Annotated in this window: 13 protein-coding genes; 5 read left to right on the plus strand and 8 right to left on the minus strand. The window is 63.3% G+C overall.

Annotated features, from left to right (window positions below; all coding sequences use genetic code 11):
* Positions 1-48 precede the first annotated feature (48 nt).
* The gene (gene smpB, locus V6M89_RS02400; protein WP_020702788.1) at positions 49-498 is read right to left on the minus strand and encodes an SsrA-binding protein SmpB; all 450 of its coding nucleotides are present in this window, start codon (positions 496-498) and stop codon (positions 49-51) included.
* A gap of 75 nt (positions 499-573) precedes the next feature.
* Here smpB and V6M89_RS02405 point away from each other — a divergent pair, with 75 nt between their 5' ends.
* Positions 574-1,008, plus strand: a complete 435-nt coding sequence (locus V6M89_RS02405) for a type II toxin-antitoxin system RatA family toxin (protein WP_332851649.1) — start codon at positions 574-576, stop codon at positions 1,006-1,008.
* Positions 998-1,282, plus strand: coding sequence for an RnfH family protein (locus tag V6M89_RS02410; protein WP_332851650.1), 285 nt, complete (start codon positions 998-1,000; stop codon positions 1,280-1,282). The genes V6M89_RS02405 and V6M89_RS02410 overlap by 11 nt, the downstream gene beginning before the upstream one ends.
* A 4-nt stretch (positions 1,283-1,286) precedes the next feature.
* Here the strand turns inward: V6M89_RS02410 and V6M89_RS02415 are convergent, their stop codons facing one another.
* Together V6M89_RS02415 and V6M89_RS02420 are read right to left on the minus strand one after the other, a co-directional pair.
* A complete protein-coding gene (locus V6M89_RS02415; RefSeq protein WP_332851651.1) occupies positions 1,287-1,529 on the minus strand; it encodes a hypothetical protein in 243 nt (80 codons plus the stop codon).
* A 126-nt stretch (positions 1,530-1,655) separates the two neighbouring features.
* The gene (locus tag V6M89_RS02420; protein WP_332851652.1) at positions 1,656-2,885 is read right to left on the minus strand and encodes an esterase/lipase family protein; all 1,230 of its coding nucleotides are present in this window, start codon (positions 2,883-2,885) and stop codon (positions 1,656-1,658) included.
* A 130-nt stretch (positions 2,886-3,015) separates the two neighbouring features.
* Between V6M89_RS02420 and V6M89_RS02425 the strand changes: the two genes are divergently transcribed.
* A complete protein-coding gene (locus V6M89_RS02425; RefSeq protein WP_332851653.1) occupies positions 3,016-3,849 on the plus strand; it encodes a substrate-binding periplasmic protein in 834 nt (277 codons plus the stop codon).
* Positions 3,850-3,860: 11 nt separating this feature from the next.
* Here the strand turns inward: V6M89_RS02425 and V6M89_RS02430 are convergent, their stop codons facing one another.
* The 4 genes from V6M89_RS02430 to V6M89_RS02445 all read right to left on the minus strand — a co-directional run bounded on the left by V6M89_RS02430 (position 3,861) and on the right by V6M89_RS02445 (position 8,148).
* Positions 3,861-4,889, minus strand: a complete 1,029-nt coding sequence (locus V6M89_RS02430; RefSeq protein ID WP_332851654.1) for a LacI family DNA-binding transcriptional regulator — start codon at positions 4,887-4,889, stop codon at positions 3,861-3,863.
* Positions 4,890-4,956: 67 nt separating this feature from the next.
* Positions 4,957-5,460 carry a DUF4124 domain-containing protein gene (locus V6M89_RS02435; RefSeq protein ID WP_332851655.1) on the minus strand — a complete coding sequence of 168 codons (504 nt, stop codon included), beginning with the start codon at positions 5,458-5,460 and terminating at the stop codon, positions 4,957-4,959.
* Between the two features lie 142 nt (positions 5,461-5,602).
* Positions 5,603-7,018: a PA domain-containing protein gene (locus V6M89_RS02440; RefSeq protein ID WP_332851656.1), complete on the minus strand. Its 1,416-nt coding sequence runs from the start codon at positions 7,016-7,018 to the stop codon at positions 5,603-5,605.
* Positions 7,015-8,148, minus strand: a complete 1,134-nt coding sequence (locus V6M89_RS02445; RefSeq protein WP_332851657.1) for a choice-of-anchor J family PEP-CTERM protein — start codon at positions 8,146-8,148, stop codon at positions 7,015-7,017. The genes V6M89_RS02440 and V6M89_RS02445 overlap by 4 nt, the downstream gene beginning before the upstream one ends.
* A gap of 401 nt (positions 8,149-8,549) precedes the next feature.
* Between V6M89_RS02445 and guaB the strand changes: the two genes are divergently transcribed.
* Both guaB and guaA read left to right on the plus strand, forming a co-directional pair.
* A complete protein-coding gene (gene guaB, locus V6M89_RS02450) occupies positions 8,550-10,022 on the plus strand; it encodes an IMP dehydrogenase (RefSeq protein WP_332851658.1) in 1,473 nt (490 codons plus the stop codon).
* A gap of 69 nt (positions 10,023-10,091) precedes the next feature.
* Complete coding sequence (gene guaA, locus V6M89_RS02455; protein WP_116988848.1) at positions 10,092-11,702, plus strand: glutamine-hydrolyzing GMP synthase; 1,611 nt, start codon at positions 10,092-10,094, stop codon at positions 11,700-11,702.
* A gap of 83 nt (positions 11,703-11,785) precedes the next feature.
* Here guaA and V6M89_RS02460 read toward each other — a convergent pair whose 3' ends face one another.
* Positions 11,786-12,463, minus strand: coding sequence for a PEP-CTERM sorting domain-containing protein (locus V6M89_RS02460; RefSeq protein WP_332851659.1), 678 nt, complete (start codon positions 12,461-12,463; stop codon positions 11,786-11,788).
* Positions 12,464-12,469: the final 6 nt, after the last annotated feature.

Consider the following 12,469-nt stretch of genomic DNA (forward strand, 5'->3'; position numbering starts at 1 on the left):
TGCGGGACCGGGTTTTGTACAGGGCGCGCAACAGTGTCGCGGGCTTTTTTAACGGCGATTGGTCTTCATGGCGGCCGCCACCTCGCGTTTGCCGTCGCGGTCTTTCTCGGTGGCACGTTTGTCGTGCATTTTTTTACCCTTGGCCAGGCCGATTTCACATTTGACGCGGCCGCCCTTGTAATGCAGGTTCAGCGGCACCAAGGTGTAGCCGGCGCGCTCGACCTTGCCGATCAGCTTGTCCATCTCGGCGCGGTGCAGCAACAGCTTGCGGGTGCGGATCGCTTCCGGGTGGATGTGGGTGGAGGCGGTCGGCAGCGCGCTGATGTGGGCGCCGAACAGGAACAGCTCGTCGCCCTTGATGGTGACGTAGGCTTCCTTGATCTGCACGCGGGCGTCGCGGATGGCCTTGACTTCCCAGCCTTCAAGGACGATGCCCGCTTCGTAGCGGTCTTCGATGAAGTAGTCAAAAAAGGCTTTTTTGTTATCGGCTATGGTCATGGGATGGTATCGGTTAAACTACTGCTTCGCGCACAGAAACGCGAATAATTCAACATCATAGCAAATGGTTAGCCAATGGCAGTAGTGCACAAATCAGTTTTCCTCGGATATAGCGCGCAGCAGATGTTCGATCTGGTCGCCGCGATCGAGGACTATCCCAAATTTCTGCCGTGGTGCGGTGGCGTGGAGATCCGCGAACGCAATGGAAATACGGTGACGGCCAGCGTCGGCATCAACTACCACGGGGTGCGCCAAAGCTTCACCACCTCCAATGAAAACACGCCGTCGACCGAGATCAAGATGAAGCTGGTGGACGGGCCTTTCAAGTGCCTGGACGGCGTGTGGACCTTCAAGGCGCTGCGCGAGGATGCCTGCAAGATCGAGCTGGACCTGCACTACGAGTTCTCCAGCGCCTTGCTGGCGCAGCTGGTGGGGCCGGTGTTCGGCATGATCGCCAACAGCATGGTCGATTCCTTCTGCAAGCGGGCGGAAACGGTTTATGGCGGCTGAAACCTTCAATATCGAAGTGTGCTACGCCAGCGACGCGGTGCAGTTCCTGTGCGCGCTGCGGGTGCCGGTGGGCACCACCATCGAACAGGCCATCGCCATCAGCGGCGTGCTGCAGGAAGTGCCCGAGGTCGACCTGGCCACGATGCAGGTCGGTATCTATGCCAAGAAGAAGACGCTGGACACCGTGCTGCGGGAGCATGACCGCGTCGAAATCTACCGCCCCCTGATCGCCGATCCCAAGAATGCCCGCCGGCGGCGCAAGGCCGCCGCCTGATATTTCAATCCGCCCTGGCGCTGACTTTCCAGCCCAGGATGATGCCGGCCAGAAGCGACACCATGCCGAGCGACAAGCAGGTGAGGGGGACGATAGGCGCCAGCGGGACGAAACTCACGTTTCTATCTGTCTGCGCCATGACTGTGCGCAGCAGCAGTTCGTTGGTATATGCGTTGTAGAGCATCGGCGCGCAGCCCAGCACTACCGCCGCGACCACCAGGACTATCGGGAACGTGAATTTATTCATGTAAAACTCGTTGTGACGTATCGGAGCGGCAGGATAACATCTTGCTGAGTTGGCAATGGTATCAAATTGTTACTTTGTTGTAATCATCGACGATGGCGTAGCGATGCAAAGTAGCGATTCCTTTTTTTATGGCGCGGCGTCGCGTGTTAAAAAATCACGTACTTTCGCCTGCTTGAAAAACTCAGTATGCCAGACCTCCGATTGTTTTTGCAGTGGCGTGCCAAAGCTCAGCATGCGGTCGTCGGTGACTTGCGCCTCAGGCAGCAGCACGCTGCTGTATGGAACGACCACATCGTTATCGCTTTCCAGCAGCATGCGGTTGAGCAGGGCGCCGGTACGCTCCAGCACCGAGGTGCCGAAATCGAAATCGGCGCGGGCGTAATAGGTGCTGGCGCTGGTCAGCAAGGTGGCGCCTTCGTTCAATTGAACGATCAACGCCGAACCGCTCGCCAGCGCCTCCACGCTGGGGCGGTCGAAGCCCAGCGACACCACCATCCGCGCCAGTCCGATCACCAGGTCCAGCGCCATGCCGCCGCTGAATGAGGCCAGCATCGCCGCCGCGTTGAGGAAGTGTTCGACATCGTCCGGCGACGCCAGCGGCGATCCCTGGTTGGCCGCCGCCACAAAGTAGACCTTGCCCACGCTGGCGATACGGCCCATGCGCTGCTGGTCGATGGCGGCCAGCACGGCGTCCTGCGCGTGCGGCGCGGCCGACAGCAGCGAGCGCACCACCAGGCCGCCGCGGCTGTGACAGACGATGTCGGCCTGCCAGCCGGCATCGGGCGGCAGATGCGACAGCAGGTCCAGCGCATTCTGCTGCGGCGTCTTGGCGATGCTCCAGTGATCGTAGCCGAACACCTGGCCGTCGTATTGCGCCAGCAGCCGCTGCATGGTGTCGTCGGCAGCCAGGTCGCTGAAGGCGCCTTCGATGGAGCTGAATATCCCGTGCACGAACAGCAGCACCTTGCGGCCGCGCGAGGCCGCCAGTTCGGCCGCCGTTGCCGGCTGGCGCCAGCCGTGGCGCAGGCTGAGCAAGCCTTCGGGCTTGTTGTGCGCTTCGATGGTCTCGATCATCTGCTGCGTCATGCGCTCCTTCACCCGCAAGGCCGCTTGCAGGATCCAGTCCATGCGGCCGGCGGCCGGCGATATTGGCGCCGCCAGCAACTGCGCGCCTTGGCGCGGGAATACAAACTGGATGCAGCCGCTATCCTTGTGACGCACGATGTTCAGGTGGGTGTCGGCAATCTGGGCGGCAGGCAAGGCTGGCGCGGCGGCCAGCGACAAAGGCGGCGCGACGATGTCCGGCGCGGCGTCGGCCAGCGCGCGTTGCAGTTCTTCATGCTTTGCGAATTGCATGCTTATCTCCTGATGGTTCTGGCGCCAGTGTACGATGCTGCGGCCGATCGCCGCGCCGGATTGCGCAGACGCGGCAAGCTAAGCTACACTCACCGATACTGCACAACCTGGACCCATGATGAAACGCTGGATGCGTAGCCGGATACTTCTGGCTGTCGGTTTGTGCTTCGGCCTGGCGCCTGTCCAGGCGCGCGAAGGCTGCCCGGCGGTCACGCGGGTGGGCGTCAGCGACCTGGGCTACACCTCGTTCCGCGAAGATGGGCAGATACGCGGCATCTCGGTCGACGTCGTCAAGGAAATGGCGCGCCGCACCGGTTGCCAGTTCGAATTCTTCTGGTATCCGCGCCAGCGCCTGTTCGTCGAGCTGGAGGCGGGCCGCATCGACATGACGCTGGCCGCGCTGCGCACGCCGGAGCGCGACGCCTACGCCAGCTTCCTGCCTTACGCCTACCTGCAGTACGACCTGATCCTGGCGGAGCCGGCCGGCCAGCATTATGCGGGCCTGAGCGATTTTGTCGCGCGCGGCACCGGCAGACTGAACGTGACGCGCGGCATGGCTTATGACGCCGCCGTCGAAACCCAGCTGGCGCTGCTGGCCTCGGCGGGCAGGCTGGAAGTGGTCAGCGATTTCGAGACCGTGTTCGGCAAGCTGGAGATGGGCCGCGCCGACGGCACGCTGGCCACGCCGCCGATTTACGCCAGGCACCTGAAGACGCGCAACTTCAAAGACCGGCTGTCGGTGATCCCATTGCCGGAGGCGACCGCGCAATTCACCGGTGTCTATCTGTCGAAGAAAACCCTCGGCGCCGACGTGCGCGGGCGCTATGCCGCCGCCGTCAAAGCCATGGTGGCCGAGCAGGTGGTGCCGGTCCTGTATGCCCGGTATTTTGACGACGCCACCGTCAAACGCATATTCCGCCAGGGTCCGGCGCCTTTGCTGGCCGCCCTGGCGAACGGGGATTGAGCTGCCGGCTGTCAGGCGCTTTCGCGCGCCATCAGCGTGAAGCCCAGGTCGATCTGGCGGCTGGCCGGCTCTTCGCCCTTGATGACGGCGCGCAGCAGCTTGGCCGCCTCGTAGCCGATGCGGTAGCGTGGTGTGGCGACCGTGGTCAGCGAGGGATTCATCCAGGCCGAGGCCGGCAAATCATTGAAGCCGCAAATGGCCAGCTGCGACGGCACGGCGATGCCGCGCCGCTGGGACTGGTAGACGGCGCCGTGGGCCAGGTCGTCGTTGCAGCAGAAGATGGCGTCGCAGTCCGGCGCCTGCGCCAGCATGCGGCCCAGCAGCTCGGCCCCCAGCGCGATGGTGGACGGCTCGCCCACCATCACCTCCAGCTTGCTGTCGGCCAGGCCGGCTTCGCGCATGGCCTGGCGGTAGCCTTCGGCGCGGCGCAGGGTGCGCTCGTCCAGCTGGGCGCCGATGAAGCCGATGCGCTTGTGGCCTTTTTCGATCAGGTAGTGCGTCATCGCGTGGCCGGCCTGCACCTGCGAGAAGCCCACCGTCAGCTGCGTGGTGTCGGTGGACATGTCCATCATCGACACCACCGGCACGCGCGAATTGGTCAGGATCTGTTGCACCCGCGGGCTGTGGCTCAGGCCGGAGAGCAGCATGCCGTCGGGATTCGACTGTAAATACGTGCCGATCAGCTTTTCTTCTTCCTTGTCGGAATAGCGGGTATTGCCGATCAGGATCTGGTAGTCGTCGGCGTCCAGCGCGTCCTGGATGCCGGCCAACACCTCGGTGAACACCGCGTTCGACAGCGACGGCACCAGCACCGCGATCACCTTCGATTGCGACGAGGCCAGCGCGCGGGCGGCGCGGTTGGGCACGTAGCCCAGCTCGGCGACGGCCTGCTCGACCCGGTCGCGCAGCGCCTGCGACACCATGTCTGGCTGGGTGATGGCGCGCGAGGCGGTCATGGTCGCCACGCCGGCGCGTTCGGCCACCATGGCCAAAGTGATACGGCCGCTGGCGCGGCTCTTGTTCGCTGCTGTCTTGATCATAGGAGGTAGCCGGTGGTGCTTGTTGATAGCGATATCATACGGCAGCTTGGCCAGACCCCGACAGGGGCTATTTGCAGCCAGCCAACACTTTTTGGTTCTTTTTCGCCATTTCGGCACGTTCGGCGTCGCTCATGATGCCGCGTTCGCCGTTGCTGTCGTAATTGGCCATGCGCACGCCGTCGGCCAGCGCCTGCTGGTTCTTGCGGGCGGCGTCGCAGTTGGCGGCGATGTCGGCTTTTTGCCTGGCCTCGTCGGCGGCCTTTTTGTCGGCGGCGGCGGCGTCGGCCTTGCGCTTGTTGAAGTCGGCGTTCCGCTCGGCCAGCGTCGGCGGCCGCTTGACGGGGCTTTCCGGCGCCGCTTCGGCCGCCGGGGCTTCGGCTTCGGCGTTGGGGTTGAACGGCGCCTTGCCGGGCGCCTTCAGGATGCGCTGTTCCGGCACCGAGGGCGGCGGCGGCCGGTCCGACAATTGCTTGACGCCCTTGTCGTCGATCCAGATGTACTGGGCCATCGCCAGCGAGGAAACGGCCAGCAGCAGGGCGCCGGCCAGGCAATGCAAAGTACGGTCAGTCATGGTAGCGCTCCAGTAAAGCAAGCACCGATTTCGCCATGATTTACGGCAACTGTCAACCATAAAGAAAAAGCCCGCCGTCCGAAGTGGACGACGGGCTGGTCGGAGCTGGCTGCCGGAAGGGCCAGCCAGGCACCGGGTCCGCTTACCAGCCGATGTCGCGCAGCAGCGGGAAGGACAGGTCGTTCGGCGGCGTGACCTCGTGGGTCAGGTCGTTGCTGATCGCCGGTTCCATCAGCATGTTAGGGAAGGCGCTGACGTCGTAGTGCGATACCGACGAACCGCCCTGGTACGGGTTAGGCGCGAACATCAGCAGGCGTCCTGCGGAGTCGGCGCCTGCGCGCAAGGCCAGGTTCACGCCCAGGTTGGCAAACACGTTGGAGTGCAGGCGGGTGCGCTTGGCCAGGGCCGTTTTCAGCGCAATGCCGTCGTCCTGCGAGATGCGTACCGCTGGGATGGTGACGGTAGGATCGGCGCCGCCCAAGCCTGGCGGTGGCGAACCTGGAGCGTTGTCGGCAACGATCATGCCGATCGCGCCGGCATTCTGCACCGCCTTGGCTTTGACCGTGAAGGCGCAAACGCCGCGGTCCACCAGCGCGATCTTGCCGTTGACAGCGGCGGCATTGGCTGCCGACAGCGTGCCGCAAGCCAGGCCGAGGTTAGGCGCGGTGTCGACCACAGGCATGATCTCGCCGGTCATGCCCGGGCTGCTGAGGGTCGGGCCGAAGCTGGCGGTGCCGACCTGCAGGGAGCCGGCGATGCTGGCTGGGCTCAGCAAGGTCAGCGCTGGCGCGCCTTGTTGCAGCACGGTGTTGACATAGCTGTTGGCGATCGGACCGTTCCACACCAGCTTGCCGGATTTCAGCGACGAGGCGGCGCGCTCGGCGGCCGTCATGTCTTTCCACAGCTTGCCGGTGCTGGTGTCCTTCAGGTAGAAGTCCCAGATACTCGGGGTGTTGTCCAGCTGCGCGCCGGTCGAACCGTTGGTGTAGGTCTGGAAGCCCAGGCCGTGGCCGAATTCATGGGTCAGCACGGTCACCAGGTCGACGGCGGTGCCGTGGTTGGCGTCCAGGCCCAGGTAGAACGGCGAACCGGCCAGGCAATTGGCCGTGCCCAGGTTGATGTTGAAGCGGGCGCGGATGTCGGCGACGTCGGAATCAGGATCGGCGCCGGTCAGCTTGCCGGTCTGGGCCTTGCCGAACCAGGCGCCTGCTTGCGGTGCGCCGGCGAAGTCGCGGAACACCTCGGTGGCGCCGGCGCTGCCCAGCACGGCCGACGAGGAGGTGCAGGTCAGCGCTTCCCAGGTGGCCAGCACGCGGATCGGGGTGGTGCTGGTCAGCGTGGCGCCCCATTTGTTGGCGGCGGCCTGGAAGGCGTTCAGGCGCTGGACGCCCAGCGTGGTGCCGGCGTTGCCGCCGACCGGAGCGACCACGGTCGGGTCATTGAAGCCGACGTTGGCAGGGTCGCCGTTGACGATCACGATGGTCGCGGCAGCAAAGCTGGAGGAGGCGAACAGGCAGGCGGCAGCAGCGGCCAGGGTGTTCAGGGTAAAGCGCTTCATTGTTGTTCTCCTTTCACGGCAGGCAGGCTAGGGCCGTGCGCCAGGTGGTGGGCGACATCTTCGCCGGGGACGCAGGATTCGACCAGATTGCCATCGGCATCCTTGTGGATGACGGCAAAGCTGGCGCTGGAGTCGTCCAGCTTGCGGCCGACGCCGCCTTTTGCGGTGGTCAGCGGGGCGATGCGGCCGCCCAGTGCCAGGCGGCCGGCGGCCTTGGCGCTGGTGGCTGGCACGGCTGCGGCGGCCAGGTCGGCGGCTTGTTCTGCCGATGGGCCGACCAGTTGGCCGGCTGCATCTTTGTACGCGACCATGCCGGCGCCTGCCGGCGCGGCGGTGGCGCTCAGCTCAGGTGCGACGACGACGCGCGCGTTCGGGAAGCTCATCAGGCCATTGGCGCCGGTTTGCGGCTCGGCCGCTTGCGCCACCAGGGTGCTGGCCGACAGGCCGGCCAGTGCCAGCAGACGCAGCTGCTTCTTGCGGCTGAATGCCACCACGCCCAGGCCCAGCAACAGCATCAGTGCGGTGGTTGGTTCCGGCACGGCGCTGACGCTGACCGAGTCGATGCCGATGTAATCGCCGTTGATGGCGGTGTCGTTGACCAGATACCGGAAAGCGTAGCGGCCGGTGGTCGCGCCCGACAGGCCGGACAGGCTTAGCGAGTTTGCGGTCCAGCCGGTATCGGCGGACGCGGAATACGTGCCCAACAGGGTGAAGTCACCGGTCGACGAGGTGGTCGTTCCAACGTTGGCGCTGGCGCCAGCGGTGCTGTAATACACCTGGACGGTGTCGACGACGCCTTCGCCGAGCAGGCGCAGCGAGAAGTTCAGTTTTTCGCCGTTCGTCATGGCGACTTCAGGGGTGATCAGCCAGTTGCTGACGGCGCCGCCGAAACCGGCATTGTTGAGGTTTGCCGCTACATACGAAGAAGCCGGGCCGGCTGCGGCGGGGAAGAAATCGCCGCCCTGGAACCAGCTGGTGCTGCCGCCGGCTGCGCTGTTGTTGGTCATCACCCAGCCGCTCGCGCCGAGGGTGCTGATGTCATTGAATCCTTCGTTTAGCAAAGGACTGGCGAAAGCGGAGCTGGCAGCGACGGTGGCTACGAGTCCGGTCAGGTATTTATTCAAGTTCATGATGCCCCAATGGTATTGTTTGCTTGCATACAATTCGCTACGGCAAGCGAGCGCGTTGAACATGTCAGACGGCAACGGTTGTGTGCCTCTGGCCCAAATGACTACGTTTCATAAAGTACAGTAATTTTTCTTGGCTATCTATATATATTATTTATAAGATATCCACGAATGGTCGGCTGAAAACGCTTCCAAGCCTCATGCTAGCTAGCACAGCAGTAGTTTTGGATACGACCAAATTTTGCGTAGAAATAGAGGCTTTTTTGCAACATGTACTAAACGGAACATTGAGAGGAATATAAATTCGACCGGTACCCGCATGGGGGCGCCCGGCAGCGCGAAGAAGTTTCAGACAGGCCACTGCTTTTTCTGTATAATCTGCTTTTGCGCCTATAGGAAATGCTATGCGTCTACTCCAAAAAGCACTCACGTTTGATGACGTGCTTCTCGTCCCCGCGTACTCGAATGTTCTGCCTGCCGATACGTCCCTCAAAACTCGTCTGACCCGTAATATCAGCCTGAACATCCCTTTGCTGTCCGCAGCGATGGATACGGTCACCGAAGCCCGCCTGGCGATTGCCATGGCTCAAGAGGGCGGCATAGGTATCATCCACAAGAACCTGAATCCTAAAGACCAGGCTCGCGAAGTGGCGCGCGTCAAGCGTTTCGAGGCCGGCGTGCTGCGTGATCCGATCACGATTCCGCCGACCATGAAGATCCGCGACGTCATCAAGCTGACCGAGCAATATGGCATTTCCGGCTTCCCTGTCGTCGAAGGCAAGGAAGTGGTCGGCATCATCACCAACCGCGACCTGCGTTTCGAACAGGAACTCGACGCCGAAGCCCGCGCCAAGATGACCCCGCGTGAAAAGCTGGTGTTCGTCAAAGAGGGCGCGGAAGGCGCCGACCGCGACGAAGCCAAGCGCCTGATGAACAAGCACCGCCTCGAGCGCGTGCTGGTCGTCAACGACGCCTTCGAACTGCGCGGCCTGATCACCGTCAAAGACATCCAGAAGTCCACCGAGCACCCGCTGGCGTCGAAAGACTCGCAGGGCAAGCTGCTGGTCGGCGCCGCAGTCGGCGTTGGCGTCAAGGATGAAGAGCGGATCGAACTGCTGGTCGCCGCCGGCGTCGACGTGCTGGTGGTCGACACTGCCCACGGCCACTCGCAAGGCATCCTCGATCGCGTGCGTTGGATCAAGACCAAGTTCCCGCACGTGGACGTCATTGGCGGCAACATCGCCACCGCCGCCGCCGCCAAGGCGCTGGTCGAATACGGCGCGGACGCGGTCAAGGTCGGCATCGGCCCGGGCTCGATCTGCACCACCCGTATCGTGGCCGGCGTCGGCGTACCGCAGATCACCGCGATCTCCAACGTCGCCGAAGCACTGGAAGGCACCGGCGTGCCATGTATCGCCGACGGCGGCATCCGCTTCTCGGGCGACATCTCCAAGGCCCTGGCGGCCGGCGCGTCGACCGTGATGATGGGCTCCATGTTTGCCGGCACCGAAGAGGCGCCGGGCGAAGTGATCCTGTATCAGGGCCGTTCGTACAAATCGTATCGCGGCATGGGCTCGCTGGGCGCCATGTCCGACGGTTCGGCCGACCGCTACTTCCAGGACGCCACCATGAAGGCCGACAAGTTCGTGCCTGAAGGTATCGAAGGCCGCGTCGCCTACAAGGGCAGCGTGCTGGCGATCATCTTCCAGCTGGTCGGCGGCGTGCGTCAATCGATGGGTTACTGCGGTTGCGCCACCATCGACGAACTGCGTAACAAAGCCGAGTTCGTCGAGATCACCTCGGCCGGCATGCGCGAATCGCATGTGCACGACGTGCAAATCACCAAGGAAGCGCCGAACTACCGTTCCGGCGACTAAACAGTCCTTGCAACGCCGGCTGAGTCAAGCCGGCGTTTTTCTATTCTTTACCTCTCCAGTACATTACTCATGCACTCAAAAATCCTCATTCTCGATTTCGGCTCCCAAGTCACCCAGCTGATCGCGCGCCGCGTGCGCGACTCCGGCGTGTTCTCGGAAGTCTACCCGTATGACGTCAGCGACGAGTTCGTGCGCAACTACGGCGCCGCCGGCGTGATCCTGTCGGGCAGCCACAGCTCGACCCTGGAAGGCGACGCCCCGCGCGCGCCGGACGCCGTGTTCGAACTGGGCGTGCCGGTGCTGGGGATCTGCTACGGCATGCAAACCATGGCGGCCCAGCTGGGCGGCAAGGTCGAGAACGGCCTGGTGCGTGAATTCGGCTACGCCGAAGTGCGCGCCCGCAGCCACACCAAACTGCTCGACGGCATCAACGACTTCGTCACCGACGAAGGCCACGGCATGCTGAAAGTATGGATGAGCCACGGCGACAAGGTGCTGGACATGCCGCCAGGCTTCGTCCTGATGGGCAACACCCCGAGCTGCCCGATCGCCGCCATGGCCAACGAAGAGAAACGTTTCTACGGCGTGCAGTGGCACCCGGAAGTGACCCACACGGTGCAGGGCAAGGCCATGCTGGGACGTTTCGTGCACGAGATCTGCGGCTGCAAATCGGACTGGAACATGCCGGACTACATCTCGGAAGCGGTCGAGAAAATCCGCGCGCAAGTGGGCACCGATGAAGTGATCCTGGGCCTGTCCGGCGGCGTCGATTCGTCGGTGGCCGCCGCGCTGATCCACCGCGCCATCGGCGACCAGCTGACCTGCGTGTTCGTCGACCACGGCCTGCTGCGCCTGGACGAAGGCAAGATGGTGATGGACATGTTCGCCAAGAACCTCGGCGTCAAAGTGATTCGCGTCGATGCCGAAGACCAGTTCATGGGCCACCTGGCCGGCGTTGCCGATCCTGAGCAGAAGCGCAAGATCATCGGCCGTGAATTCGTCGAAGTGTTCCAGGTCGAATCGGGCAAGCTGGTCAACGCCAAGTGGCTGGCGCAAGGCACCATCTACCCGGACGTGATCGAGTCGGCCGGCAAGGGCAAGAAGGGCCAGACCATCAAGAGCCACCACAACGTCGGCGGCTTGCCGGAGACCATGAAGCTGAAGCTGCTGGAGCCGCTGCGCGAACTGTTCAAGGACGAGGTGCGCAAGCTGGGCGTGGCGCTGGGCCTGCCGCATGACATGGTCTACCGTCACCCGTTCCCAGGCCCGGGCCTGGGCGTGCGCATCCTCGGCGAAGTGAAGAAGGACTTCGCCGACCTGCTGCGCCGCGCCGACGCGATCTTCATCGAAGAACTGCGCAACACCCCGTACGAGCCGGTGGTGGTGCCAGGTTTCGACCAGGACAGCGTGCCGACCAACTGGTACGAGGCGACGTCGCAAGCGTTTGCCGTGTTCCTGCCGGTGAAATCGGTGGGCGTGATGGGCGACGGCCGCACCTACGAATACGTCGTGGCATTGCGCGCCGTGCAGACGCAGGACTTCATGACCGCGCACTGGGCGCACCTGCCGCACGCGCTGCTGGGCAAGGTGTCCAATCGCATCATCAATGAAGTGCGCGGCATCAACCGTGTGGTGTACGACATCAGCGGCAAGCCGCCTGCGACCATCGAGTGGGAGTGATTTCCTAGTCGGCAGCCGCTGGCGCTGCCTGGCAAACGGATGAGACTAAGCCCCTGATTTTCAGGGGCTTTTTCTTTTTTCGATTATTTGGGTGCGCGCGTATTGCGGCGGAGCGCCCCGACCAACATGCCCAAGCCCAGCACGAGCATCGACGCCATGCCCGGTTCCGGTACCGGGCTCGTAATCTCCCGCGCGATGAAGGACAGGTTATCCGCGTAGCCATCGTTATCGTTCGAAGCGAGACGCTCCATCGACAGCCAGAACGACAGCTTGCTGGTGCCAGCAGGCATGATTCCCACGGACTCCCGGTAGTACAGGCCGGTCTGGTTGCCGCGATCTTGCGGGGTGACGGGACCGATCGCGGCGTTTCCTATCGCATTGTTCGCCGCATCGAGAAACTGCACATAGAACAGTGCGTTATCGCCCTGGGCGGCCCAGCCGCCGAGCCATCCGCTCAGGGAATAGGAACTGTTCTTGGCCGTCGGCACGCCGAAGTCCAGGGTCTGAGTGCCCACGGCATACTGCCCGAGGCCGGCGAACATCTTGGTTCCGCGATCGACCGGGCCAGGCTGGGTGGGCAGCACCCAGTTGTTGCCATAGTCCACCGACTGGACCATGTTGTAACCCGTGTAGCCGCTCCAGCCGCTCACGCCTGCTTCGGCATCGCCGTTGACAATGAGGTTGTGACCGTAGATGACATCAGCCTTGCCACTGCACGCCACGGCGAACAAGGCCGCGGCAACGAAAAATCTGCACTTCATGAAAAG

The organism is Duganella sp. S19_KUP01_CR8 (assembly GCF_036688705.1).
Taxonomy (GTDB): Bacteria; Pseudomonadota; Gammaproteobacteria; order Burkholderiales; family Burkholderiaceae_D; genus Rugamonas.

Coding starts and splice junctions, on each gene's coding strand:
- V6M89_RS02430 (WP_332851654.1), bottom strand. CDS start 4,889: ATGATCAAGACAGCAGCGAACAAGAGCCGCGCCAGCGGCCGTATCACT.
- V6M89_RS02440 (WP_332851656.1), bottom strand. CDS start 7,018: ATGAAGCGCTTTACCCTGAACACCCTGGCCGCTGCTGCCGCCTGCCTG.
- V6M89_RS02460 (WP_332851659.1), bottom strand. CDS start 12,463: ATGAAGTGCAGATTTTTCGTTGCCGCGGCCTTGTTCGCCGTGGCGTGC.
- guaB (WP_332851658.1), top strand. CDS start 8,550: ATGCGTCTACTCCAAAAAGCACTCACGTTTGATGACGTGCTTCTCGTC.
- V6M89_RS02415 (WP_332851651.1), bottom strand. CDS start 1,529: ATGAATAAATTCACGTTCCCGATAGTCCTGGTGGTCGCGGCGGTAGTG.
- V6M89_RS02425 (WP_332851653.1), top strand. CDS start 3,016: ATGCGTAGCCGGATACTTCTGGCTGTCGGTTTGTGCTTCGGCCTGGCG.
- V6M89_RS02445 (WP_332851657.1), bottom strand. CDS start 8,148: ATGAACTTGAATAAATACCTGACCGGACTCGTAGCCACCGTCGCTGCC.
- V6M89_RS02410 (WP_332851650.1), top strand. CDS start 998: ATGGCGGCTGAAACCTTCAATATCGAAGTGTGCTACGCCAGCGACGCG.
- V6M89_RS02420 (WP_332851652.1), bottom strand. CDS start 2,885: ATGCAATTCGCAAAGCATGAAGAACTGCAACGCGCGCTGGCCGACGCC.
- V6M89_RS02435 (WP_332851655.1), bottom strand. CDS start 5,460: ATGACTGACCGTACTTTGCATTGCCTGGCCGGCGCCCTGCTGCTGGCC.
- V6M89_RS02405 (WP_332851649.1), top strand. CDS start 574: ATGGCAGTAGTGCACAAATCAGTTTTCCTCGGATATAGCGCGCAGCAG.
- guaA (WP_116988848.1), top strand. CDS start 10,092: ATGCACTCAAAAATCCTCATTCTCGATTTCGGCTCCCAAGTCACCCAG.
- smpB (WP_020702788.1), bottom strand. CDS start 498: ATGACCATAGCCGATAACAAAAAAGCCTTTTTTGACTACTTCATCGAA.